Origin of the sequence: Azospirillum brasilense (genome assembly GCF_008365405.1) — a bacterium.
In the GTDB taxonomy this organism is placed as follows: Bacteria; Pseudomonadota; Alphaproteobacteria; order Azospirillales; family Azospirillaceae; genus Azospirillum; species Azospirillum brasilense_D.
Genome location: NZ_QOKV01000014.1, coordinates 104241 through 126241 on the forward strand (window position 1 = coordinate 104241; position 22001 = coordinate 126241).

The following is a 22001-nucleotide window of genomic DNA, read 5'->3' on the forward strand; positions in this document are numbered from 1 at the left end:
GGCCCGCCAACCCTCCTTTCGGAGTGGCCCGGACGCACCGCCCGGCGGCAACGCTCCGCCGCACCGCCTGTTCACAGCGGATGACGCTCCGATTTCGACAATCGAACGATGGAGGAGGGAGACCCATGCAACCGCGGCTCAAACCCATTGACGAGCAGGTGATCGTCATCACCGGCGCGTCGAGCGGCATCGGGCTGGTCACCGCCCGCATGGCCGCCCGGCAAGGCGCGAAAGTCGTTCTGGTCGCCCGCGACCGCGACGCGCTCGCCCAGGCGGCGGAGGAGATTCGCGCCGCGGGCGGGGACGCGATCCACTGCGTCGCCGACGTGGCCGACCCCGACGCCGTGCGGCGGGTGGCCGACGCGGCGGTCCGCAGCTATGGCCGGATCGACACGTGGGTGAACAACGCCGGCGTGGCGATCATCGGCAAGCTCCTGGACACCGCTCCGGACGACCACCGCCGCCTGTTCGAGACGAATTACTGGGGCGTGGTCAACGGCTCGCAGGCGGCCATCCCCCATCTGAGGCGGAACGGCGGAGCGCTGATCAACATCGGCAGCGTGCTGTCCGACCGCGCCATTCCGCTCCAGGGCGCCTATGTCGCCACCAAGCACGCCGTGAAGGGCTTCACCGACGCGTTGCGCATGGAGCTGGAGGCCGAGGGCGCGCCCATCTCGGTCAGCCTGATCAAGCCGGCGGCCGTCGACAGCCTGTACGAGGATCACGCCCTGAATCTGATGGAGGTGGAGCCGAACAACCCGCCGCCGGTCTACGCGCCGGAGGTCGTGGCGAAGGCCATCCTGCATTGCGCCCGCCGGCCGATGCGCGACCTGTATGTCGGCGGCGGCGCCAAGTTGTTCGCGCTGGCGGAGACCTTCGCGCCCCGGCTCACCGACCGGATCATGGAGCGGACCCTGCCGCGGGTCATCCGTTCCGGCGGCCCGCTCCGCCCGCGCAACGACGCCCTGCACAGCCACGGCGACGACGGACGGGAGCGCGCCGGCCGGCACCGCTTCGTGCGCGAAACCAGCCTCTACACCGAGGCCAGGATGCACCCCTGGATCACCGCCGCGGTGGTTGCCGGCTTCGGTATTCTGGCCGGAACGGCGGTGGCGCGCGGTTGGGTGCGGGACGATGACGGGTCGGGCGACGGCGATGCAGCCGGGCTGAACCGCCACCGCCGATCGATGCAGCGCCATCGCGACCGGATGGACGAGGAGCGGCGCACCATCGGTCACAACGCGAAGCCCGCGTGGCAGGCCGCGGAGGAAGGCGTGGTGACCTTCCCCCGCTGACCGCCGCTACACCGGCTCCCTGGCCATAGGCTCCGCCTTCGAGGCGTGGTGGCCGCGGGCGGCACGCAGCGCCAGGATCGGTTCCAGTTCCTCCGCCAGGACCGGGCGGCTGAACAGATAGCCCTGGAAACTCTCGCATTTGAGGCTGCGCAGAAGCTGGAGTTGCGCCTCCGTCTCCACACCCTCGGCGACCACCGACAGGCCCAGGCTGCGGCCCAGCCCGACGATGGCGCGCGGGATGGAATCGCCCGCCCCGTCCTGCTCGAGATCGTGGATGAAGGACCGGTCGATCTTCAGCTTGTCGATCGGGAAACGGTGCAGATAGTTGAGCGAGGAGTAGCCGGTGCCGAAATCATCCAGCGCGATCAGACACCCGCGCTGTTTCAGCGCGCGCAGCGTCGCGATGGCCGAGGGAACATCGTCGATCAGGGCGCCCTCGGTCACCTCGATCTCCAGCTCCCAGCCCTGGAGGCCGTTGCGGTCGAGCGCCGTGGCCACCTTGGCGGGAAGCTGCCCATCGCGGAACTGCTGGGCGGAGACGTTCACGGCGACCGGCACCGTCAAGCCGATCCGGTCGCGCCAGCGGCGGATCTGGGCGCACACCTCGTCCAGCACCCAGTCGCCGATGGCCTGGATCAGGCCGGTTTCCTCGGCCACGGGCAGGAAGCGGTTGGGCATGATGAGACCGGCTTCCGGATGGCGCCAGCGCAGAAGCGCCTCCACCCCGACCACGAGATCGTCGGAAATGCGCAGCTGCGGCTGATAGACCAGGAACAGCTCCCGGTTCTGCAGGGCGCGGCGGAGCGCCGCCTCCAGATCCAGACGTTCGCGGGACCGCGCGCCCATCTCGCGCGTCACGAAACGGTAGGCGTTCCGCCCGGCGTCCTTGGCGTTGTACATCGCGATGTCGGCGCAGCGGATCAGACCCTCCGCATCCTCCGCGTCGTCGGGAAACAGGCTGATGCCGATGCTGGGCGACACCACGAAGTTCCGCCCGCCGATGGCGAAGGGCGCGGCGAGCTGCGCCAGGACCCTCTCCGCCACCGCGGCGGCCTCCTCCGGCTTGCGGATGGCCGGGACGACGATCAGGAACTCGTCGCCACCCAACCGGCCCACCGTGTCCGTCGGCCGCATCCCGCCGTGCAGCCGCCGCGCCACCGACCGCAGCACCTCGTCGCCGAAGGAATGGCCCAGGCTGTCGTTGATGACCTTGAAACGGTCCAGGTCGATGAACAGAACGGCGACCTTGCCGCCGTCGCGCCGCGCTTCCCGGGCGGCCTGTGCGATGCGGTCGAACAGCAGGACGCGGTTGGGCAGGCCGGTCAAAGGATCGTAATGGGCGAGATAGTGAATGTGCTGCTCGGCCCGCCGCTTGTCGCCAATGTCCTCCACGAAGGCCATGACGAAGGGCGGGTCGCCGGGGGTGGACACCGGCTGGAGGTGAAGGGAGAAATGGCTATGCCGTCCACCGGCCAGAAGCAGCCGGTCGACCTCCAGCCGCACGCTTTCCCCGGCGATGGCGGCGTCGATGGCGGCGACCACCGCCGGGTCCTGGGCGCGCAGCTTCGTGTCGATTCCGATCAGCCCGTCGCGCCCCACCCCGACCGCACGGGCGAAGGCGGGGTTGCAGTCGGTGATCTTGGCGTCCGGCCCGATCAGGGCGATGCCCAGCGGCGCCTGGTTGAACAGCAGGTCCAGCTCCGTCTCGCGACGGCGCAGCGAGGCGGTGATGCGCCCGGCGATCACCAGCGCCCGGTCGCGCGTCGCGGCCAGCGCCCACAGCAGGGTGGACAGCAGCACGCTGAGCGACAGGCCCGTCGCCAGGACCAGCGTCGGCTTCCAGCTGTCCACCCCTTCTTCGAAGCTCGAACGGCTTTCGTACTGGACGGACCAGGCGCGGCTGCCCAGTGTGACGTCCCGGCTCGCCGTCAGCACCGGCTGGTCCGACGGCTCCGGGCGGCTGCGGTAGAGCGGAAACTCCCGCCGCCCTTCGAACACCGTCGCGGCGATGTCGTTCATCCGTCCGAACACGGACTCGGCCAGCGGAGCGACGTGGATCGGGGTCATCACCAGCCCGGCGAAGGTGGCCCGCCGCTGCTCCTGCGTGGCGGGGCTCTGTCCGTCCCGGTAGACGGCCTGGAACACCAGGACGGCGGGCGGCGAGGATTCGCCCTCGTCGAGCCGCAGGGTGACGGCGCGGGTGATCGCCGGTTCGCCGCTGTCCCGCGCTTGCTCGGCGACGGCGCGACGGACCGGCTCCGACAGCAGGTCGTAGCCGAGCGTGCGCAGGGTGCGTTCGTTGACCGGGGCGGCGTAGAGGGTGACGAGCCGGACCGGACCGGTCGCCTCCGGCCAGATTCGGAAGCCTCGCAGCCCATCCATCCGGGCCTCCGTCACCAGCTCCGGCCCCGTCCATTGATCGGCGGCCCGCGCGAAGGCGACGGCGGTGATGCCTGGGAAGCGCTCAGCGAGGTGCAGCCCATCCACGAAGCGGTTCCATTCCGCGCGTTTCACGTCCGGATAGGCGGTGAACAGGGCGGCGGCGGAGCGCGTCACCTGCACATAGACCTGGATCTGGTTCTCGAACCGGCGGTGCAGCTCCTCCACCCGCAGGGCGAATCGGCTTTCGGCGTCCGCAGCGACGCGCTGCCGGGTGTCGTACCAAGCCAGCGCGGTCAGCAGAAGCGCGGCCATCAGGGCCAGCAGGGGAAGGCGCTTCGGGACGGTCACCGAATCCACCGCGGACTCGCCCGGCGCGAGGTCGATCGGATCGGGGCTTGAAGACCTCTGCATGGCCGTACCGAAGCTGCCTGTCACGCCGCCGCCGCGCCCTTCGGGGCGCCTCTGCCGTCCGCCGCCGACCCGGACATTGCCGGATGGAACGACGCGCGCCGGTAGACCTTAACCAGAATGCGCCTTTGCGAAAAGCGTATAAATATTTCCGCAATCGCCCTTCGCGTGCGGCGGTGTTCAAAACTCCTGGAGCACCTTGGGGCTGTTCTCCAGAAGCGTCTCGATCATGCCCAGGATCTGCTCGATCTTCGTGCGGGTGGCGTCCAGCTCGTCGGCGGTCTTGTCGTCGATGCCGGCTTCCATCAGCATCATGTCGAAGGCGTTCAGCGTTTCCGAAAAGGCCTTCTGCTCGGCCTGAAGCACGTCGAAGGCGCCGAGCGAACTGGTCAGCGCCAAGGGCGGGTCGCTGACGAAGGCGTAGCTGATGTCGGTGAAATGGGCGATGGCGGTCAACTTCTGCCGGATCACCCATTGCGGAAAGTTGGAGGGCAGCTCGTTCCCCGCCTCCTGCAATCGTTCCTGGATGGAGAAGACCAGCCCCTGGATATCCAGATACGCGTTCCGGATCTCCCGGAAATGGGGAAAGGTCTTGGGCTTGCCGGCGTTGCGAACACGGCCCAGCCGGGCGTTGTCGTCGGTCAGCTTCCGCGCCATCTGGACCACGATGTTCGCCACCTTCCCCATCGCCCCGCCATCCCTTTGTTTCGCGGCCGTCACCGATCTGCAATCACTGATCTATAGCATGCGCCGCCCGACCGAGGGCAGACCGTTCACTTCGCCGATAGCCCCTCCGCCTGCGGCAGGCGGTCGCCCATCCCGCGGAGCAGCGCCTCGCGCGCCGCATCGTCGGGTGCCGCGTCCAACGCCCGGTGCAGGTCCAGCAGGAAAGCGGCGTAGCGGTTGTGCCAATCCCGCCCTGCGGACACGGCCTCCGGCTCCAGCCGCGGCGGACCGTCCTGGGCCATGGCAGGCGTGCGCGCCGGAGTGGCGGCGGTCAGGTCGGCCACCTCGTCCAGTTCGGGCAGGCGGATCGATGCCGGGTCCCAGCCGCGGCGGACCAGGGCGTCGCGCAGGCCGGCACGGGCCTCCTCCTCGCCATGGACCAGGAACAGGCCGCGCCCCACCCCCTGCCGCGCTGCCACCCAGGCCAGCAGGCTGCTGCGGTCGGCGTGGCCGGAATAGACGTCCAGCGACCGGATGCGGGCGCGCACCGCGATCTCCTCGCCATGGATTCGCACGTTCGCCGCCCCCTGCTGCAACAGGTGGCCCAGCGTTCCCGGCGCCTGATAGCCGACCAGCAGGACGGTGGCCTCCGGGCGCCAGAGATGGTTCTTCAGGTGGTGGCGGATGCGGCCGGCGTCGCACATGCCGCTGGCCGCCATGATGATGGCGCCGCCCTTGATCGCGTTGAGCTTCTGGCTTTCCGCGACGGAGCGCACGCGGTGCAGGTTGGGCCGGGCGAAGGGATCGCCCCCGGTGCCGAGATCGGCCAGATGGCGGCGGAACACCCCGGTGACCGCGTCGGCCAGCGGCGAGTCGAGGAAGACGTCGACCAGGGGAATCTCGCCGCGGTCGAACAGCCGGTGCAGGTCGTAGAGAAGCTCCTGCGTGCGCTCCACCGCGAAGGCGGGGATCAGCAGCGTGCCGCCCGCGGCGAGCGCCGCCCGCACCTCGTCGCGCAGCAGGGCCTGCCGCTCGGCCTCGCCCACCTCCACCCGCTCGCGGTTGCCGTAAGTGGTCTCCAGCACCATCCAGTCCGGCCGCGGCGGCCCCTCCGCGTCGGCGTGGAAGGATTTGCCGCCCGGCCCGAGGTCGCCGGAGAACAGGATCGTCTCCGTCACCCCGCCGCGGGTCACCTCCAGTTCCACCGACGCCGAGCCGAGGATGTGCCCGGCCTGCCAGAAGCGGGCGCGGATGCCGGGCAGCACCTTCACCCATTCCCCGTAATCGACCGCGTGCAGGTGGCGGATGGCGGCCTGGGCGTCGGCCTGGGTGTAGATCGGCTCCACCGCCGGGCGCCCGCGCTGGCGGTTGCGGCGGTTCAGCCGCTCCACCTCCATCTCCTGGATGTAACCGCTGTCGGGCAGCATGTAGGCCAGCAGGTCAGCGGTGCCGGCGGTGGTGTGCACCCGCCCCTTGAAGCCCTGACGGACCAGTTTCGGCAGCAGGCCGGAATGGTCGATGTGCGCGTGGGTCAGAAGCACCGCCTTCACGGCGGACGGCTTGAAGGGGAAAGGCCGGTAGTTCAGCTCCTTGACCGTCTTGGTGCCCTGGAACAGGCCGCAGTCGATCAGCAGGTCGCCGTCGCCGGTGTGGATGCGGAAGCAGGAGCCGGTGACCGTGCCGACGGCGCCGTGGAAGGTGAGGGACAGTGTCATGGCGAAACCCCGCCTTGTTGTGCCCTGTCCCCCTATCCTGCCTGACGAAGGGTTACCGGGCCGTCAACAAGGTGCCATCAACAGGGCGCCGTCAACAGGGGGCTGCCAGCGCGTCGGCGATCAGCCGGGCGAGCGGCAGGGCGTTGCTGGGGTGCGGAACCCCGTCGCAGGACAGCGGCGTGCCGAGCCCTTCCGCCTCGAAACGGGCGGCCACCGCGGCGTCGAACAGGGCATGGACGCCGAACACCCGGACCGACGCCGCCCCGGCGGCCCGCGCCGCCCGCGCGCAGGAGAAGATGGTCTCGCCGGAGCTGATGACGTCGTCGACGATCACCACGGGCCGCCCGGCCAGCGGCGCGCCGTCGGGAAGCGTCACCGTCACGTCGCGGTCGCCGCGCCGCTCCTTCCGCCCGACCAGGGCGGTGAGGTCGAGTGGTCCGGCCACCGCCTCGACCAGCGGGGCGGCCTCCTCGTCCGGGCCGACGATGACGGCGTCGGGCGCGGTCCCGTCACGGCGAAGCCGGTCGGCGATGGCCCCGGCGCCGCTGAGGCAGACGGAGGGGCGCCCGACGAACACCTCATCCAGCGTGTGGGTGCGGTGCAGGTGCGGCTCGACGCAGACGAAGCGGTCGAAGAGCCGGCCCAGCCAGTCCCCCACCACCGCCTGGCTGATCGGCTCGCCGGGGCGGAACACCGCGTCCTGGCGCATGTAGGCCATGTAGGGGGCGACGAGGCACAGCTCCGTGGCGCCCTGGCGGCGCAGGACGGAGGCGGCCAGAGTCAGCTCCACCAGCTTGTCGTTCGGACGGTCGAGCGAACGGTAGACCACGGCCCGCTCCACCGGTTCGGGCAGGCGGACGAGACTTTCCCCGTCGGGGAAGCGGTGCAGTTCGGCGATGTGGCAGGGAACGTTCAAGGCATCGGCCAGACGCCGCGCGCCGTCCGCCGATTCCGGAAATCCGTAGACGCCCGTATAGCGGGCCATGCTGTTCCCTCTTGCGTTGCGCGCCCGGACATGGGCGCCCCGTTCGGCCCGTACTATGCCGCAAGGGCCGCGGCGGGGCGACCACGACCTTAGGCGCAACGTTACCGAGAAGGCGATAGGACGGCAGGGGCAGGCGCCTGAAAATGACACCGCAGACGTCCGCTGCTCATTGACCGCAGACGAAGGTATGAGGCAGTTTTCCGCCATGCGCGTGCTCATTGCCGACGATACGGTCCTGATGCGCACCATGCTCTCGGAGCAGGTGGCGTCCTACGGGCATGAGGTGATCCTGGCCAAGGACGGTCGGGAAGCGCTGGAGCGTGCCCAGGCCGAACCCTTCGACATCGCCATCATCGATTGGGAGATGCCGTGGCTGTCGGGGCTGGAGGTGTGCTGGCACCTGAAGGCCGATCCGCGCACCGCCTACAGCTACCTGATCCTGATGACGTCCCATGACGAACCCTTTTACGAGATGAAGGCGCTGGACGCCGGAGCGGACGACTTCATCCACAAGCCGGTCAACCGCGCCCACCTGAAGGCGCGGCTGAAGGCGGGCGGCCGCATCACCGAGATGCACCGGCTGCTGGTCGCGCAGGCGCAGACCGACCCGCTGACCGGCGTCGCCAACCGGCGCGCCCTTCTGGAACGTGCGGACGAGGAGATCCGCCGGGCGCTGCGGTCGCGGCAGCCCCTGTCCCTGCTGATCGCCGACATCGACCATTTCAAGCGCATCAACGACAGCCGCGGCCACGCCGCCGGCGACGAGGCATTGCAGCGCTTCGTCCGGACGCTGGACGGCGCCCTGCGCCCCGGCGACCTGATCGGGCGCTACGGTGGGGAGGAGTTCGTGGTTCTTCTCCCCAACACCGCTCTGGCGGATGCGTCGGTCGTGGCGGAGCGCTTGCGCCAGCGCGTCGCCGCGCAGGAAATGGGGCCGAACGGCGATTCGTTCCGCATGACCGCCAGCTTCGGCGTCGCTCCTGTGGCGCCAGGCGCCCCCGGTTGCATCGACGACGCCCTCCGAGTGGCCGACGCCGCGCTGTATCGGGCGAAGGCCGAAGGGCGCAACCGCGTGGTCCCCTCCCCTTAGACCGTTCACGCCCCGCGCCGCCCATCCGTCTCCGGCAGCGAAGGCAACGGGATGCGGGGGAAGAGGCGATGCGCCATGTCCATGTGGCGTTTCTGGAGGGGACGAAGGTCCTGATCGTCCGGCGGCGCGAGGTCAGCGGTTGGTGGGGCCGCGGCCCGGCGGAGCCGCGGGTCGTCGACGCCGCGGGCCAGTGGGCGCTTCCCGGCGGCGGTTACGAGAGCGTCACCAGCCCGCTCGCAGCACTCCAGCGCCTGTTCCACGAGCAGACCGGCCTCGCCTTCCCCGATTGCCGGGCGGCGCAGCCATGGCGTCCCACCTCGCGGAGCTTCACACTGTATTTCGTCCCGGTGACCGGTCTGGAGTCCCTGGCCTCCTCGATCACGCTGCGGGTCGCGCAATCCGCCGTCACGCCCGGACGCCCGGCGGGCGGTGCCATCGTGAACTGGGAGCTGTCCTCCGCCCACGTCGTGCCGCTCGCCAAGGTGGTCGCCCATCTGGGGGTGCGCCAGCCGGTCTCGCACGAGAACCAGCTCGCCATCACCCGGCAGGCGATGCGGTCGCCTTCCTCCCAATCGATCGAGCGCTACGCGACCATGGCCGCGATCATCGCCCTGCAATGAGACCCTGCTGGTGGCCTCAGCCCTTGCCCTCTCCGGGCGGGGTGCGGACGGCGGTGGCCGCGAGATACTGGGCCGCCGTGCGCAGCAGGAACTCCGCCACCGCCATGTCGCCGAGGTCGCGGTCCGGGCCGCCCAGCCGGTGGCGGCGGTCGGCGTCGATCAGGCCGGTGGCAATCACCTGCGCGGTCAGCCACGCCCGCTGGTCGGCGTCCGGCACGCCGGCCATCCGCTCCAGCATCTCGTTGCAGGCGTCGTCGATCGTCCCCAGGCCCGGCCGGTCGGACGACAGGTAGCTGGTTTCGTTCTGAGGCGCCGGTTCCCCGACGTAGGAGCGGGCAAGCAACGCCGTCTCCAGGGTCAGGCGGAAGGCGGTGCGGCGCGGCCGCCCCTTCCGCCGCAGCCGCAGCGCCATCATGGTGAAGAGCTGGGCCACCGCCTCCACCCTTTCCGCCGGCACCTCGTCGAGGATGTCGACGATCTCGGCGCTGACGGCGTTGCGCGGCGCCTTCTCGCCGGGCCGCACCACCGCGGTGGCGAAGACGGCGATCAGGGTGCGCAGGGCGTCGGCCTGCTCCACGGGAGAGATCCGGCCGATCTGGGCGGGGTCGAACATGGGGGCGCTCCGCTCTGGCTGAGAGGGATAGACAACTCCTCCCAGCAATGTTGGAACGCGGGGGGCGGTCAGGAATCCCCCTCCTTCGGGTCGATGGTCTCCGCCCGTCGGCTGATCAGCTGGTAGAGCCCGAGCCCAAGCACCATGAAGACGATGACCATCAGGAGGATGGCCGGATACACCATGTCGCTCATCTGCGAGGTCCGGGCCTCGAACACCAGCACCAGCCCTTCCAGGCTGGCGGCGATGATGATGGTGGTCAGGAACTTGGTCAGGGTGCGGCGGGCCTCGTCGGCGTGCCGCAACTCACGGTCGTGTTCCAACTCCTCCTCGTAGAGATACTTGGCGATCTCGAAGACGGCGATGGCCAGCACGATCATGCCGACGCCGTCCAGCAGCCCGTGGGTCGTCGCCTCGATGTCGAGCAGCAGAAGGCTGTGAAACACCGCATAGGCGGCCACACCGATGAACACCAGGGCGAACAGCATCAACACGCCGGTCGCCAGGAAATACATGACCCGCGACGCTTTCTGAAATCCGTTCCCCACGATGCGCTTCCCTTTCCGACGCGAGAGCCTGTCCTGCGGCTGTCAACGCATCGCCCCGGCTTTCGGACCGCAGCCTTGCGGGTCACCCCGGAAGGGAAGGTGGAACCGGCGGCCCGGCCCGCGTGTTTGGAGTCAGGCAGCACAGGGGATTGTGCCTCCTCGACAGGCTCCGCCGCGCTCCCTGAAGCGGCGGAGCCTTTCTTTTCCTGCCCCTTGTCTTCTCCCGCCCCTTGCGTTTATGGCTGCGGTGCCGGACCACGCCGACCACGGAACCGCCCCATGCCCGAGACCCCGCCCCCCACCGCCGAATCCCTGCACGCCCTGCTGGACCGCTATTTGCGCTGCCCGTCCGAGCCGCTGCGCGGGGAACTGAACCAAGCTCTGACCGCCTTCCAGACGGCCTGGATACACGCCCGCGCCGGGCAGGACGCCCCGACGGCGCCCCAGCCCGCCCCTGCCGCGCCCAACCGTGCCCCGGCGAAGCCGAAATTCCCGATCGCCGCCGCCGATCTGGCGGTGCTGGAAAAGATGGCCGGGGGCTGGGTCCCCACCGCGGCGGAGGTTCCCCGCTGGGTCTGGTTCGAGAATCGGGAGTTGGTGACGATGGAGCCCAACCCCGCCGGCAGCGGACCGGAGGTGATGCGCCTCGCACCCGCCGGCTGGGCCGCGTTGGGCCGCCAGCCGGGCTGAGAAGCGGGCAACAAAAAAGGGAGGCCGAAGCCTCCCTTTTCCTTACTTGGCGACCGGTTCCGGCTTACTTCGGAACCTTGCCCTGCACGCCTTCGACGTACCAGTCCATCTTCAGGATCTGCTCGTCGGTGGCCTGCTTGCCCTCGGCGATCACGACCTTGCCGGACTGGTCCTTCACCGGACCCTGGAAGGAGTGGCGCTTGCCTTCCATGATGTCGGTGCGGGTCTTCTCGGCCGCCGCGACGACGTCCGCCGGGAGAGCCGGGTTGTAGGGGGCCAGGAACAGCATGTGGTCCTTGAAGCCGCCCCAGGTGTCCTGCGACTTCCAGGAGCCGTCCAGCGCCGCCTTGACGCGGTTCACGTAATACTCGCGCCAATCGTCGACGATGGCGGTGAGGTGCGCCTTCGGGCCGAAGCGGGTCATGTCCGACGACTGGCCGAACACCCACAGGCCGCGCTCCTGCGCGACCTGGATGGCCGCCGGGCTGTCGGTGTGCAGCGAGATCACGTCGGCGCCCTGGTCGATCAGGGCCTTGGCCGCCTCGGCTTCCTTGCCGGGATCGTACCAGCTGTTCACCCAGACCACGCGCACCTCGGCCTTCGGGTTCACCTCGCGCATGGCGATGGTAAAGGCGTTGATGCCGCTGACGACCTCGGGAATCGGGAAGGAGCCGATGTAGCCGATGATGTTCGACTTGGTCATCTTGCCGGCGATCTGGCCGATGACCGTGCGGGCCTCGTAGAAGCGCGCGGAATAGGTGGCGACGTTGGCCGAGCGCTTGTAGCCGGTGGCGTGCTCGAACTTCACGTCGGGATGGCGCTGCGCGACCTTCAGCGTCGGGTTCATGAAGCCGAAGGAGGTCGTGAAGATCAGCTTGTGGCCGGAGGAGGCGAGCTGCTCGATCACGCGCTCGGCGTCGGCACCCTCGGGCACGTTCTCGACGAAGGTGGTGGTGACCTTGTCGCCCAGCTCCTTCTCCACGGCCAGACGGCCCTGGTCGTGCTGGTAGCTGTAGCCGTGGTCGCTGATCGGACCGACATAGACGAAGCCGACCTTCATCTTCTCTTGCGCGTCGGCCGCGCCGACGCCCAGCGCCAGCATGGCGGCGCCGGTGGCCAGACCCATCAGGGCCTTGCCCATGGTCCTTCTGTTCACGTGTTTGCTCCCTGATCCAATTGATTGAGCACGAACGTAAGACTTGCCGATATCCCGGCGCCCGTCAGGCGTCAGGATGGAAGACTTTCCCGAGGCTGGCCGGCGCGTTCAGCCGGATTCGGGCGACATCCCGTGAAATCACCACCAGGACGATGACGGTAGCCAGATAAGGCAGCATCGACAAGAGTTGTGACGGAATGTCGATTCCCAGCCCCTGGACGTGGAGCTGCGCGATGGTCACCCCACCGAACAGCCACGCGCCGAGCAGCACGCGACCGGGCTTCCAGGTGGCGAAGACCACCAGCGCCAGCGCGATCCAGCCGCGCCCGGAGGAGATGCCCTCCGCCCACATCGGCGTGTAGTCGAGCGAGAGAAAGGCCCCGCCCATGCCGCTCATCGCGCCGCCGAACAGCACCGCGAGGAAGCGGATGCGGATGACCTTGTAGCCGAGCGCGTGGGCGGCCGCGTGGTTTTCGCCCACCGCGCGCAGGATCAGCCCCTTGCGCGTGGCGTAGAGGAACCAGTGCACAGCCGGCACCGCCGCCAGCGCCAGATAGACCAGCGCGTCCTGCCCGAACAGCGCCTTGCCGATCACCGGCAGGTCGGTCAGGCCGGGGATGTAGAGTTCCGGCACGTCGGCGATGGGAATGCCGACGAAGCCCTGCCCGATCAGCGCCGACAGGCCGACGCCGAACAGCGTCAGCGCGAGGCCGGTCGCCACCTGGTTGGCGAGCAGGAGCAGGGTCAGCATGCCGAACAGCGCCGCCATCCCCGCCCCCGCTGCGGCCCCCGCGACGAATCCGGCGGTGGAGCTGCCGGTCTGAACCGCAACGGCGAAGCCGCAGACGGCGCCGACCAGCATCATGCCCTCGACGCCGAGGTTCAGGACGCCGGACTTCTCCACCACCAGTTCGCCGAGTGCGGCGAACAGCAGCGGCGTGGCGGCGGCCAGCATGGCCGCGAGGATCGGGCCGAGAAGGGCCAGTTCGGCGCTCATGCCGCGGCCCTCCCCACCCCGGACCCGGCAGCCCGCTTCGCGCCGAAGCGCACGCGGTAGCGGATCAGCACGTCGGTCGCCAGCAGGAAGAACAGCAGCATGCCCTGGAACACGCCGGTGATGGCCTTGGGCAGGCCCAGCGCGATCTGCGCCGCCTCCCCGCCGATGAAGGACAGCGCCATCAGGAAGCCGGCCAGCAGGATGCCCACCGGGTGCAGCCGCCCCAGGAAGGCGACGATGATGGCGGTGTAGCCGTAGCCGGGGGAGATGGTCGGGTTCATCTGCCCGATCGGCCCGGCGACCTCGCCCAGCCCGGCCAAGCCGGCCAGCGCGCCGGACAGCAGCAGCGTCAGCCAGATGATCTTCTTCTGGTTGAAGCCGGCGTAGCCCGCCGCCGTCGGGGTCAGGCCGATGACCTTGATCTGGAAGCCGATGAAGGTGCGCGCCATCAGGAACCAACCCGCCGCCACCGCCAGCAGGGCGAACAGCGACCCCAGATGCACGCGCGTCCCGGCGACCAGCAATGGCAGCACCGCGTCGGCCTCGAACAGGCGGGATTCCGGGAAGGCGAAGCCGTCCGGATCGCGGTAAGGGCCGTGCATCAGGTAGTTCAGCAGATGCAGCGCCACATAGTTGAGCATCAGGCTGGTCAGGATCTCGCTGGCGTTGAAGCGCACCCGCAGGAAGGCGGGAATCGCCGCCCACAGGGCGCCGCCGGCCATGCCCGCGACGATCATCAACGGCAGCAGCCACCAGCCGCCCTCGCCGTAGAAGGCCAGCGCCAGACCGCCGCCGGTGATGGCGCCGAGCGTGAGCTGCCCCTCGGCCCCGATGTTCCAGACGTTGGCGCGGAAGCCGATGGCCAGCCCGATGGCGCAGAGCACCAAGGGTGTCGCCTTGACCGCCAGCTCACCCAGGCCACGCAGCGACAGCAGCGGCGCGATGAAGAAGGCGTGCAGCGCCTTCACCGGGTCGAAGCCCATGGCCCAGAACAGCAGGAAGCCGCTGACGAGCGTGAGCGCGACCGCCAGCAGCGGCGTGGCGTAGACCATCGCGCGCGACGCCTCGCCGCGGGGTTCGAGACGGAGGAGGGTCATGCAAAGGCTCCGACGCACGTCGTCCCCTCTCCCGCCCCGGGAGAGGGTGGCCGCCGCAGGCGGCCGGGTGAGGGTGACGCAAGGATCAGGCGCTTTCTCCACGCCGGACCCTCACCCTTCCCGCGCGCCGCGCGGGTCCCTTCCCTCTCCCGGGACGGGAGAGGGGGCAAGTCGCGTTCACACCGCACGGTCCACCTCATCCTCGTCGGGCGGGTGGTTGAACAGGCCGCCCATCAGCAGGCCGATCTCCTCCACGCTGGTGTGGTGGGTGGGGCGGCTTTCCGACAAATGGCCGTGGAACAGCACGGCGATGCGGTCGCTCAGCACGAACAGCTCGTCCAGGTCCTGGCTGATCACCAGGACGGCCGCACCCGCGCGAGCGAGGTCGATCAGCGCCCGGTGGATCGCCGCCGCCGCGCCCGCGTCCACGCCCCAGGTCGGCTGGCCGACCACCAGCAGGCGCGGCTTCTGCAGGATCTCGCGGCCGATGATGAATTTCTGGAGGTTGCCGCCCGACAGCGACCGCGCCTCCGCCCGGTGGCCGTGGGTGACCACGTTGAAGGCGCCGATGATCCGCTCGGCGTAGGAGCGTGCGCGCCCGAAATGCACCAGCCCGCTGCGCACCAGCGGCTCGCGGGCGTAGCCGGAGAGCAGCGCGTTCTCCGACAGGCTCAACTCCGGCACGGCGCCGCGGCCCAGCCGCTCCTCCGGCACGAAGGCGAGGCCGAGCAGGCGCCGCTCGCGCGGGCCGAGATGGCCGGAGGGCCGCCCCTCGATGGCGACCGAGGCCGGGTCGGGCACCAGAGCCTCGCCGCTCAGCGCGGCCATCAGCTCCGCCTGCCCGTTGCCGGCCACGCCGGCGATGCCCAGGATCTCGCCGGCCCGCACCTCGAAGGACACGTCCTTCAGGTTGGTGGAGAATGGGTTGTCGGAGGTGGTGGAGAGATGCCGCACCTGGAGCTTCGGCGCCCCGGCCGCCGCCTGCGGCAGCCGTTCCGGGGTGGACAGCTCGGTGCCGATCATCATCTCGGCGAGGCTGCGCGCGGTCTCCCGGCGCGGGTCGCAGCTTCCCACGACGCGCCCGCCGCGCAACACCGTGGCGGTGTCGCAGAGCGCGCGGATCTCCTCCAGCTTGTGGCTGATGTAGAGGATCGTGCAGCCCTCCGCCGCCAGACGGCGCAGCGTTTCGAACAGGCGGGTCGCCTCCTGCGGCGTCAGGACCGAGGTCGGCTCGTCCATGATCAGCAGCTTGGGGTCCTGGAGCAGGCAGCGCACGATCTCCACCCGCTGCCGCTCGCCGACCGACAGGGTGTGGACGTGGCGGCGCGGGTCCAGCGACAGGCCGTAGCGTTCCGACACCTCGGCGATGCGCGCCGACAACGCGTCCATCGGGCCGGGCTGGTCGAGGCCGAGCGAGATGTTCTCGGCGACCGTCAGCGTGTCGAACAGGGAGAAATGCTGGAACACCATCCCGATGCCCAGCCGGCGGGCGCCCGCCGGGTCGGGGATGCGCGTGTCATGCCCGTTCCACAGGATCCGGCCGGCGTCGGCGTGCAGCACGCCGTAGATGATCTTCACCAGCGTCGACTTGCCGGCGCCGTTCTCGCCCAGCAGCGCGTGGATCTCGCCCGGCCGGAGGACGAGATCGACCCGATCGTTCGCCAGGCAGCCCGGAAAGCGCTTGGTGATGCCGCGCAGTTCGAGCCGGTGCGGAGGGGATGACACGGATGGGAAATCCAAGGAGACGAACCGGGTAGGGGTGAAGTCGGCAGGGCATTGCCAAAGCCATGCCACTTTCGGAGAGTCTTGCCCGTCAAAGCTGTTCGCCGTCAACAGGGGAAGCGGTTGCCCAGCCTGCGGTCATTCGCCCCGTTTCAGGTGCCCCGTTCCAGGCGCCCGGGCAGCCCAACAAAGCGGCAGATGACCCAACAAATCAGCAGTTGCTTCGCACACGGACAGATGCCACGCCGCCGCACGGTTGACAAGAGGCCGCCGTCGTCATCAGCTATGGAAAGGGCCGCCATTTCCGGCGGCCTTTGCTTATGGAGCTTTTGGAATGAACCGCAAGTCGATGCTCGGCGATCCGCCGCCGATCCGAATCACCCCCCAGGATCTCGGGCGTCTCGACGTCCTTCTCGCCCATCTCAGCCGGCCCGCCGGTGTCATCGACTTCCTCCAGCGCGAGGTCGACCGCGCCGATGTCGCGGACCCTCCCGACGGCGGCGACGGCGGCACGCCCTTCGTCCGGCTCGGCAGCCGGGTCACCTTCGCGGACGACCGGGGCACGCGGCACACCGCCACACTCATCACACCGGACGAAGCGGCCCGGCGCCAGGACGGCATCTCGATCCTGACCCCGGTGGGCGCCGCCCTGCTCGGCCTGTCCGAGGGGCAATCCATCGCCTACGGCACGCTCGACGGCCGCACCAAGTCGGTGCAGGTCCTGCGGATCGAACCTCCAGCCGCCTGACGGCCTATCTGAAGGTCTATCGACCACGGCTTGCACCGTGGCGCGTCCGCGGAAAAGGCGGACGCGCCATGCAAGGGCACAGCCCTCGCCACCCTTGCCTCCCCTGCCCCCTTCGCCCAACTATCGGGGACTTGGACGGGACAATCGGAGCAAGGGCATGACGGCGGAACAGGCGGGCTACGCAATCCTGGAGGACCGGGGCGTCATCGCGGTCGCGGGGGAGGACCGGGCGGCCTTCCTGCAAGGGTTGGTGTCCAACGACGTGCGCCGCGTCACAGCGGACCGCGCCGTCTACGCCCTGTTCTTGACCCCCCAAGGCAAGTTCCTGCACGATTTCCGCATCGCCGAATCGGACGGCGCCCTCCTGCTCGACCCCGAGACGGACCGGCGCGAGGAATTCCTGCGCCGCCTGAAGATGTACAAGCTGCGCTCCAAGATCACGCTGGAGGACCGGGCCGGCGCCCTGATGGCCGTCGTCCTGTTTGGCGGCGACGCCCTCGCCCGGCTGGGCCTTCCGGAGGAGGCCGGCGCCGCGGTTCCCTTCGCGGGCGGCGTCGCCTTCACCGACCCGCGCCTGCCGGCGCTGGGCGCCCGCGCCTTCCTGCCGCGCGACGGCGCCGCGGCGGCGCTGGAGGCGGCGGGCTTCGTTCCGCGCGGCGCGGAGGACTACGACCGGCTGCGCCTTTCGCTGGGCGTTCCGGAGGGCAGCCGCGACCTCACGCCGGACAAGGCGCTGCCCCTGGAGAACGATCTGGACGACCTCAACGCCATCTCCTGGGACAAGGGCTGCTACATGGGGCAGGAGCTGACCGCCCGCACCAAGTACCGCGCCCTGATCAAGAAGAAGCTGTTCCCGGTGACGCTGGACGGCCCCCTGCCCACCCCTGGCACACCGGTGACGCTCGAGGGCAAGGAGGTCGGCGAGATCCGCAGCGGCCATGGCTCGACGGCGCTTGCCTTGTTGCGGCTGGAAGACCTCACCCGTGCGGGGCAAGACGGATTGGTCTTGACAGCCGGAGAGGCCACAGTCACGCCGGCAAAGCCAGTCTGGGCAAGCTTTTGAGTTCTTCGTCACTTTTATTCCCGAAACTTGCACGGGCTAGCCGAAAGATTTTTCCGATTTCCCGCGTGACCATTCCCGCCGAGCCCCTGTTGTCGTTGTGCCTTGCCGAGACAAACCAAGGCACTCAACCGACACGCCGAAACACGGAGAGGAGTGAGTTATGCGTAGGGAAATCATCGCTGCTGCGTCCGTCCTGGCGCTGATGACCGGCACGGCGATGGCGCAGACCACGTCGCCGACCACCGGCAGCCCCGCCACCGGCGCCCCGACCGCGACCGAGATGAACAAGAGCGGCAGCGCCCCGGGTAGCGCTGCGACCGGCAGCGCCACAACCGGCAGCGCCTCCGAGCTGACCGGCGGCCAGATGGCCAGCGCCGAGAACATGATGGGCAAGAACGTCTACGGCACCGACAACGAGAAGGTCGGCGAGGTCGAGGACATCATCCTCGACAGCAACGGCAAGGCCCAGCAGCTCGTGATCTCCTCGGGCGGCTTCCTCGGCATCGGCGAGAAGCAGATCGCCGTGGACATCGGCAAAGCCAACTGGGACGCCCAGCAGGAGCGCGTCCAGCTCTCGGGCATGACCCGCGATCAGGTGAAGGAAATGCCGGAGTTCGAATACTCCGACACCACCACCTCGCTGAACCGCAACAAGGACAAGGCCGGCGACACGGTGAACGGTGCGGCGAGCCGCTCCTCCACCGGCACCTCCGGCACCATGACCGCTCCGGGCGGCGCCACCGGCACTCCGCCGGCCGCCCCGTCGGGCACCGGCCAGTAACAGCCGGTCCGGTCATGAAAAGCCCCCGCGGCCCAGCGCCGCGGGGGCTTTCCCCTGTTCAGGGCCGTGCTTACGGACGCGCGACGTGCCAGACGTTGTTCACCCCGTCACCGGTGGTGTCGCCCGGCTTGCCGTCCTTCGCCCAGCCATAGAGCGGTTTCCCCTTGTAGGCCCATTGCATGGAGCCGTCGTCGCGGGTGACGACCGAATAATCGCCCATCGCCTTTGCGCCCGCCGGGGCCATCAGCGGCGGCCAGTTGGCGGCGCACTGCCCGTTGCAGGCGGACTTGCCGCCCGAATCGCGGTCGAAGACGTAGAGAGTCATGCCCTTGCTGTCGGTCAGCACAGGGCCGCCGGCCGACTGGCCGGTCTTGGCGGGCATGGCGCCCTGCGCGAAGGCGGACGGCGCCACGAGGCCGAGCGCCAGCGCGGTCGCCGCGGCGGCGGTGAAGCGGGTGAAGCGGTGCATGGACGGAACCTCCCTGTCGTGACGGGGTGGGCAATCGGACCCGGCCCTCACTGACAGGACGCCCACCGCGGCGCTTTATTCCATCCTCACCCGATCGATGATCACGCCCGCAGCAGATCGACGAAGCGGCGGCAGGCAGCGATGTCCACGCGCAGGGCGGCGCGGCGCTTGGTCGCCTCCGGGTCCTCGCCCCAGGCTTCGATCTGGAAGGTCTCGTCGAGCTGCGACACCTCGAACGCCTCTTCGGCGTCGATCCGCCCCTCGACCAGCGCCAGCGCGACGATCAGTGAGCCGCAGGAACCGGTCGCGGTCTGGAGTGCCGACAGCGTCCAGTCGTCGTAGGCCTCCACCGCGTTGCGCAAGGCGCGCAGCGCCTCGGGCGGCTGCGGCTTGGGCATCAGCCCGGCGTTGACGTGCAACGGCGCGTCGTAGCGCAGCGTCGCCCAATCGAGCAGCGGCTGCCAGCGCTGCGCCTGCCGCTCCACCAAGTTCCGGGGATGCTCCGCGCGGTAGCAGAGCAGGTCCGTCTCCGCATAGGCGGCCACGCCGTCCACGATGGCGGCCCGGCCCTTGCTGATCAGGTCCACCGCCGTGCTGGCGAGTTGCATCAGCGGCATGCTGTCCGGGGCGATGTCCTCGGGCTGGGCGTCCCATTCGGCGGCGACGGCCTGGGCCAGCGGCCAACTCGCGAAGACCAGCGGCGCCTTGGCCGGGCTGCGGATCGGGCGGTTGTCCAGGCGCACCTCGAAGCCGCCGCCGGCGGCCTCGTCGACAGAGGCGGTCTTATAGAAGCGCTTCATCAGGGTCCTTCGAATGCTCTCTTAACGGTGCAACAGGTCCAGCACGGCGCCGGCCACCGCGCGCCCGCGATGGACGATGCGGTCGGCCCCGGCACTCTCCAGTTCGGCCACAGCGTGATAGCCCCAGGAGACGCCGACCGACGCGACCCGCGCGTTGCGGGCCATCTGCATGTCGTAGGTGGTGTCGCCGATCACAACCGTCCGCGCCGCCTCCACCCCGGTTTCGGCCAGGGCGCGGAAGACCATGTCGGGGTGCGGCTTGCCGGGGCCGATGTCGCTGGTCTGGAGCGTGACGAAGCGCTCCGCCAGCCCGTGATGGGCCAGCACGGCGTCCAGTCCACGGCGCGACTTGCCGGTCGCCACGCCCAGCAGCACGCCCTCCGCCTCCAGCGCGTCCAGCGTGTCGCGCAGGCCGGGGAACAGCGGCTCGTGCAGGTCGCCGCGGTGGCGCAGAGCGGCGAAGGCGTCCTTGTAGCTTTCCGCGACGGCCACATGGCGGTCGGTGTCGAGGTTCGGCAGCAGGTGCGACACCGCCTGCACCAGCGGCAGCCCGACCATGCGGCGCACCTCCAGCGGGTCCGGCTCGCCCAGACCGTGGGCGGCCCAGGCGGTGGTCATGGCGTCGATGATGGCGAACTGGCTGTCCACCAGCGTGCCGTCGCAATCGAACAGGGCCAGCCGCAGGGGACGGGCATTCTCTGAGCTGCTCACGAGCATCGCCTCCGGGACGCGGGTCGTACCGGACTTATGCGGCCCGCATTGGGAAAGCGCAACTCATACGGCCGGAGAACGATCATTTGAATCGTTTTCCGGCCGTATAACCCGACAGATCAATGCCAGAGCATTGATCGAAAGGGTGATGCCAAAGGCATCACTTTGCCGGCTGCGACACCGAAGGGCGCCAATGGAGCAGATGCGCTGCCCCGCCCAGCAGCAGTCCCCAGAAGGCCGAGCCCACCCCGGCGAAGGACAGGCCGGAGGCGGTGACCAGCATGGTGACCAGCGCGGCCGTCCGGTTCGCCTCCACCTGCACGGCGCCCATCAGGGCGGAGCCGAAGGCCCCGACCAGGGCCAGCCCGGCCACCGCCTCGATCAGGATCGGCGGAGAACGGGTGACCATCACCGCCGTCACCCCGGCCAGCCCGGCGAACAGGATGTAGCCGATGCCGCCGACGAAGGCGGCCTGCCAGCGCCGCGCCGGGTTCGGGTCGGCGTCCGGGCTGGCGCAGAGCGCCGCGGTGATCGCCGCGAGGTTGACGGTGGGCGCGCCGCCCAGCGCCGTCAGGGCGGAGGCCGCCCCCGTCGCCAGGAAGATCGGGCGGGTCGGCGGGACGTAGTTGTAGGTCGCCAGAACCGCGAGGCCGGGAATGTTCTGCGAGGCCATGGTGACGACGAACAGCGGCAGCGCGATGCCCACCATCGCCTCCCAGGTGAACACCGGCTGGACGAAGGTCACGCCGGGCCACAGCGCACCGGACAGCGCCGCCCCGCCGGCCAAACCGCCTGAAGAGTCCAGCGCCATCGCCCCCAGCGCCACCGCCACCGCGGCGGGCACGGCGTAGAGACGCGCCACCCGCCCCACCACCGCCCAGGTCGCCAGCACCAGCAGCGCCATACCCGGCGCCTGCGACACCGCCAAGAAGGGGGCGAGGCACAGCTTCAGCAGGATGCCCGCCAGCATGCCGTTGGCCAGCGGCTTCGGAATCGCGGCGATCCAGCGGCCGAGCGGCGACCACAGCCCGGCCAGGACGATCAGCACGCCGGTCATCACAAAGGCCCCCACCGCGGCGGCGAATCCGCCCTCCACCGCTCCGGTGGCGGCCAGCAGCGCCATGCCCGGCGTCGTCCAGGCGATGCTGATCGGCTTGCGCCGATAAAGGCTCAGCCCCATCGCCGTCAGGCCCATCGCGACCCCGACCAGGACGAGGCCCGACACCACCTGCTCCGTGCTGGCGCCCACGGCGGTCAGGCCGTGGATGACCACCGCCACCGAACTGGCGTAGCCGACCAGGGCCGCCAGCAGCCCGGCGCCGACCGCGCGCAGGGAAAGCCCCGTCGAAAGGCCCGTTGCCGGGACGGTGTCGGAAGAGGACATGGCTTGGGACCCTCCATCGGGGGTGCAGGACGATGAGACCGGTGATAGATTGGATCCAATA

General features: G+C 69.7%; 21 protein-coding genes. 7 read left to right on the plus strand and 14 right to left on the minus strand.

The window, feature by feature from the left end; translation table 11 throughout:
• Window positions 1-125 precede the first annotated feature (125 nt).
• Window positions 126-1295 (plus strand): SDR family oxidoreductase, encoded by a 1170-nt coding sequence (locus tag DS837_RS20475; protein ID WP_149166441.1) that lies wholly within the window; start codon window positions 126-128, stop codon window positions 1293-1295.
• Between the two features lie 6 nt (window positions 1296-1301).
• On the opposite strand, the gene DS837_RS20480 is transcribed toward DS837_RS20475, so the two are convergent.
• The 4 genes from DS837_RS20480 to DS837_RS20495 all read right to left on the minus strand — a co-directional run bounded on the left by DS837_RS20480 (window position 1302) and on the right by DS837_RS20495 (window position 7451).
• A complete protein-coding gene (locus DS837_RS20480; RefSeq protein ID WP_149166442.1) occupies window positions 1302-4088 on the minus strand; it encodes a bifunctional diguanylate cyclase/phosphodiesterase in 2787 nt (928 codons plus the stop codon).
• A 177-nt stretch (window positions 4089-4265) separates the two neighbouring features.
• A complete protein-coding gene (locus DS837_RS20485; RefSeq protein ID WP_145625715.1) occupies window positions 4266-4772 on the minus strand; it encodes a hypothetical protein in 507 nt (168 codons plus the stop codon).
• Window positions 4773-4858: 86 nt separating this feature from the next.
• Window positions 4859-6466, minus strand: a complete 1608-nt coding sequence (locus DS837_RS20490; RefSeq protein ID WP_149166443.1) for an MBL fold metallo-hydrolase RNA specificity domain-containing protein — start codon at window positions 6464-6466, stop codon at window positions 4859-4861.
• Between the two features lie 91 nt (window positions 6467-6557).
• Complete coding sequence (locus DS837_RS20495; protein WP_149166444.1) at window positions 6558-7451, minus strand: ribose-phosphate diphosphokinase; 894 nt, start codon at window positions 7449-7451, stop codon at window positions 6558-6560.
• A 205-nt stretch (window positions 7452-7656) separates the two neighbouring features.
• Here DS837_RS20495 and DS837_RS20500 point away from each other — a divergent pair, with 205 nt between their 5' ends.
• Together DS837_RS20500 and DS837_RS20505 are read left to right on the plus strand one after the other, a co-directional pair.
• Window positions 7657-8541 carry a GGDEF domain-containing response regulator gene (locus tag DS837_RS20500; RefSeq protein ID WP_170295925.1) on the plus strand — a complete coding sequence of 295 codons (885 nt, stop codon included), beginning with the start codon at window positions 7657-7659 and terminating at the stop codon, window positions 8539-8541.
• Window positions 8542-8609: 68 nt separating this feature from the next.
• A complete protein-coding gene (locus DS837_RS20505) occupies window positions 8610-9161 on the plus strand; it encodes an NUDIX domain-containing protein (protein ID WP_149166446.1) in 552 nt (183 codons plus the stop codon).
• Window positions 9162-9177: 16 nt separating this feature from the next.
• Here the strand turns inward: DS837_RS20505 and DS837_RS20510 are convergent, their stop codons facing one another.
• Together DS837_RS20510 and DS837_RS20515 are read right to left on the minus strand one after the other, a co-directional pair.
• Window positions 9178-9774, minus strand: a complete 597-nt coding sequence (locus DS837_RS20510; RefSeq protein WP_149166447.1) for a hypothetical protein — start codon at window positions 9772-9774, stop codon at window positions 9178-9180.
• A 68-nt stretch (window positions 9775-9842) separates the two neighbouring features.
• Window positions 9843-10322, minus strand: coding sequence for a hypothetical protein (locus DS837_RS20515; RefSeq protein WP_149166448.1), 480 nt, complete (start codon window positions 10320-10322; stop codon window positions 9843-9845).
• Window positions 10323-10601: 279 nt separating this feature from the next.
• Between DS837_RS20515 and DS837_RS20520 the strand changes: the two genes are divergently transcribed.
• A complete protein-coding gene (locus tag DS837_RS20520; protein WP_149166449.1) occupies window positions 10602-11012 on the plus strand; it encodes a hypothetical protein in 411 nt (136 codons plus the stop codon).
• A gap of 64 nt (window positions 11013-11076) precedes the next feature.
• Here the strand turns inward: DS837_RS20520 and DS837_RS20525 are convergent, their stop codons facing one another.
• The 4 genes from DS837_RS20525 to DS837_RS20540 all read right to left on the minus strand — a co-directional run bounded on the left by DS837_RS20525 (window position 11077) and on the right by DS837_RS20540 (window position 15987).
• Window positions 11077-12153 carry a BMP family ABC transporter substrate-binding protein gene (locus DS837_RS20525; protein ID WP_014240078.1) on the minus strand — a complete coding sequence of 359 codons (1077 nt, stop codon included), beginning with the start codon at window positions 12151-12153 and terminating at the stop codon, window positions 11077-11079.
• Between the two features lie 79 nt (window positions 12154-12232).
• On the minus strand, window positions 12233-13165 hold the full coding sequence (locus DS837_RS20530; protein ID WP_149166450.1) for an ABC transporter permease: 933 nt from the start codon (window positions 13163-13165) through the stop codon (window positions 12233-12235).
• Window positions 13162-14262 carry an ABC transporter permease gene (locus DS837_RS20535; RefSeq protein WP_149166451.1) on the minus strand — a complete coding sequence of 367 codons (1101 nt, stop codon included), beginning with the start codon at window positions 14260-14262 and terminating at the stop codon, window positions 13162-13164. The genes DS837_RS20530 and DS837_RS20535 overlap by 4 nt, the downstream gene beginning before the upstream one ends.
• A 177-nt stretch (window positions 14263-14439) precedes the next feature.
• Window positions 14440-15987 carry an ABC transporter ATP-binding protein gene (locus DS837_RS20540; protein ID WP_149166452.1) on the minus strand — a complete coding sequence of 516 codons (1548 nt, stop codon included), beginning with the start codon at window positions 15985-15987 and terminating at the stop codon, window positions 14440-14442.
• Between the two features lie 331 nt (window positions 15988-16318).
• On the opposite strand from DS837_RS20540, the gene DS837_RS20545 reads away from it, so the two are divergent.
• The 3 genes from DS837_RS20545 (at window position 16319) to DS837_RS20555 (ending at window position 18576) form a co-directional block, all read left to right on the plus strand.
• On the plus strand, window positions 16319-16732 hold the full coding sequence (locus DS837_RS20545) for a GreA/GreB family elongation factor (protein ID WP_149166453.1): 414 nt from the start codon (window positions 16319-16321) through the stop codon (window positions 16730-16732).
• A 157-nt stretch (window positions 16733-16889) separates the two neighbouring features.
• The gene (ygfZ, locus tag DS837_RS20550; protein ID WP_149166454.1) at window positions 16890-17795 is read left to right on the plus strand and encodes a CAF17-like 4Fe-4S cluster assembly/insertion protein YgfZ; all 906 of its coding nucleotides are present in this window, start codon (window positions 16890-16892) and stop codon (window positions 17793-17795) included.
• 160 nt (window positions 17796-17955) lie between these two features.
• Window positions 17956-18576, plus strand: a complete 621-nt coding sequence (locus tag DS837_RS20555) for a PRC-barrel domain-containing protein (RefSeq protein ID WP_149166455.1) — start codon at window positions 17956-17958, stop codon at window positions 18574-18576.
• Between the two features lie 70 nt (window positions 18577-18646).
• Here the strand turns inward: DS837_RS20555 and DS837_RS20560 are convergent, their stop codons facing one another.
• The 4 genes from DS837_RS20560 to DS837_RS20575 all read right to left on the minus strand — a co-directional run bounded on the left by DS837_RS20560 (window position 18647) and on the right by DS837_RS20575 (window position 21940).
• Window positions 18647-19045, minus strand: coding sequence for a COG4315 family predicted lipoprotein (locus tag DS837_RS20560; RefSeq protein WP_170295926.1), 399 nt, complete (start codon window positions 19043-19045; stop codon window positions 18647-18649).
• 101 nt (window positions 19046-19146) lie between these two features.
• A complete protein-coding gene (locus DS837_RS20565; RefSeq protein WP_149166456.1) occupies window positions 19147-19845 on the minus strand; it encodes an ATP12 family chaperone protein in 699 nt (232 codons plus the stop codon).
• Between the two features lie 21 nt (window positions 19846-19866).
• Entirely contained in the window at window positions 19867-20556 is a 690-nt protein-coding gene (locus DS837_RS20570) for an HAD-IA family hydrolase (protein WP_149166457.1), read from the minus strand.
• 160 nt (window positions 20557-20716) lie between these two features.
• Window positions 20717-21940, minus strand: a complete 1224-nt coding sequence (locus DS837_RS20575) for a benzoate/H(+) symporter BenE family transporter (protein WP_149166458.1) — start codon at window positions 21938-21940, stop codon at window positions 20717-20719.
• Window positions 21941-22001: the final 61 nt, after the last annotated feature.

Excerpts from the sequence above, each read along its gene's own strand:
- DS837_RS20560 (WP_170295926.1), bottom strand. The coding sequence starts at position 19,045 with ATGCACCGCTTCACCCGCTTCACCGCCGCCGCGGCGACCGCGCTGGCG.
- DS837_RS20555 (WP_149166455.1), top strand. The coding sequence starts at position 17,956 with ATGCGTAGGGAAATCATCGCTGCTGCGTCCGTCCTGGCGCTGATGACC.
- DS837_RS20530 (WP_149166450.1), bottom strand. The coding sequence starts at position 13,165 with ATGAGCGCCGAACTGGCCCTTCTCGGCCCGATCCTCGCGGCCATGCTG.
- DS837_RS20535 (WP_149166451.1), bottom strand. The coding sequence starts at position 14,262 with ATGACCCTCCTCCGTCTCGAACCCCGCGGCGAGGCGTCGCGCGCGATG.
- DS837_RS20490 (WP_149166443.1), bottom strand. The coding sequence starts at position 6,466 with ATGACACTGTCCCTCACCTTCCACGGCGCCGTCGGCACGGTCACCGGC.
- DS837_RS20500 (WP_170295925.1), top strand. The coding sequence starts at position 7,657 with ATGCGCGTGCTCATTGCCGACGATACGGTCCTGATGCGCACCATGCTC.
- DS837_RS20545 (WP_149166453.1), top strand. The coding sequence starts at position 16,319 with ATGAACCGCAAGTCGATGCTCGGCGATCCGCCGCCGATCCGAATCACC.
- ygfZ (WP_149166454.1), top strand. The coding sequence starts at position 16,890 with ATGACGGCGGAACAGGCGGGCTACGCAATCCTGGAGGACCGGGGCGTC.
- DS837_RS20485 (WP_145625715.1), bottom strand. The coding sequence starts at position 4,772 with ATGGGGAAGGTGGCGAACATCGTGGTCCAGATGGCGCGGAAGCTGACC.
- DS837_RS20525 (WP_014240078.1), bottom strand. The coding sequence starts at position 12,153 with ATGGGCAAGGCCCTGATGGGTCTGGCCACCGGCGCCGCCATGCTGGCG.
- DS837_RS20520 (WP_149166449.1), top strand. The coding sequence starts at position 10,602 with ATGCCCGAGACCCCGCCCCCCACCGCCGAATCCCTGCACGCCCTGCTG.
- DS837_RS20495 (WP_149166444.1), bottom strand. The coding sequence starts at position 7,451 with ATGGCCCGCTATACGGGCGTCTACGGATTTCCGGAATCGGCGGACGGC.
- DS837_RS20565 (WP_149166456.1), bottom strand. The coding sequence starts at position 19,845 with ATGAAGCGCTTCTATAAGACCGCCTCTGTCGACGAGGCCGCCGGCGGC.
- DS837_RS20480 (WP_149166442.1), bottom strand. The coding sequence starts at position 4,088 with ATGCAGAGGTCTTCAAGCCCCGATCCGATCGACCTCGCGCCGGGCGAG.
- DS837_RS20575 (WP_149166458.1), bottom strand. The coding sequence starts at position 21,940 with ATGTCCTCTTCCGACACCGTCCCGGCAACGGGCCTTTCGACGGGGCTT.
- DS837_RS20505 (WP_149166446.1), top strand. The coding sequence starts at position 8,610 with ATGCGCCATGTCCATGTGGCGTTTCTGGAGGGGACGAAGGTCCTGATC.
- DS837_RS20475 (WP_149166441.1), top strand. The coding sequence starts at position 126 with ATGCAACCGCGGCTCAAACCCATTGACGAGCAGGTGATCGTCATCACC.
- DS837_RS20510 (WP_149166447.1), bottom strand. The coding sequence starts at position 9,774 with ATGTTCGACCCCGCCCAGATCGGCCGGATCTCTCCCGTGGAGCAGGCC.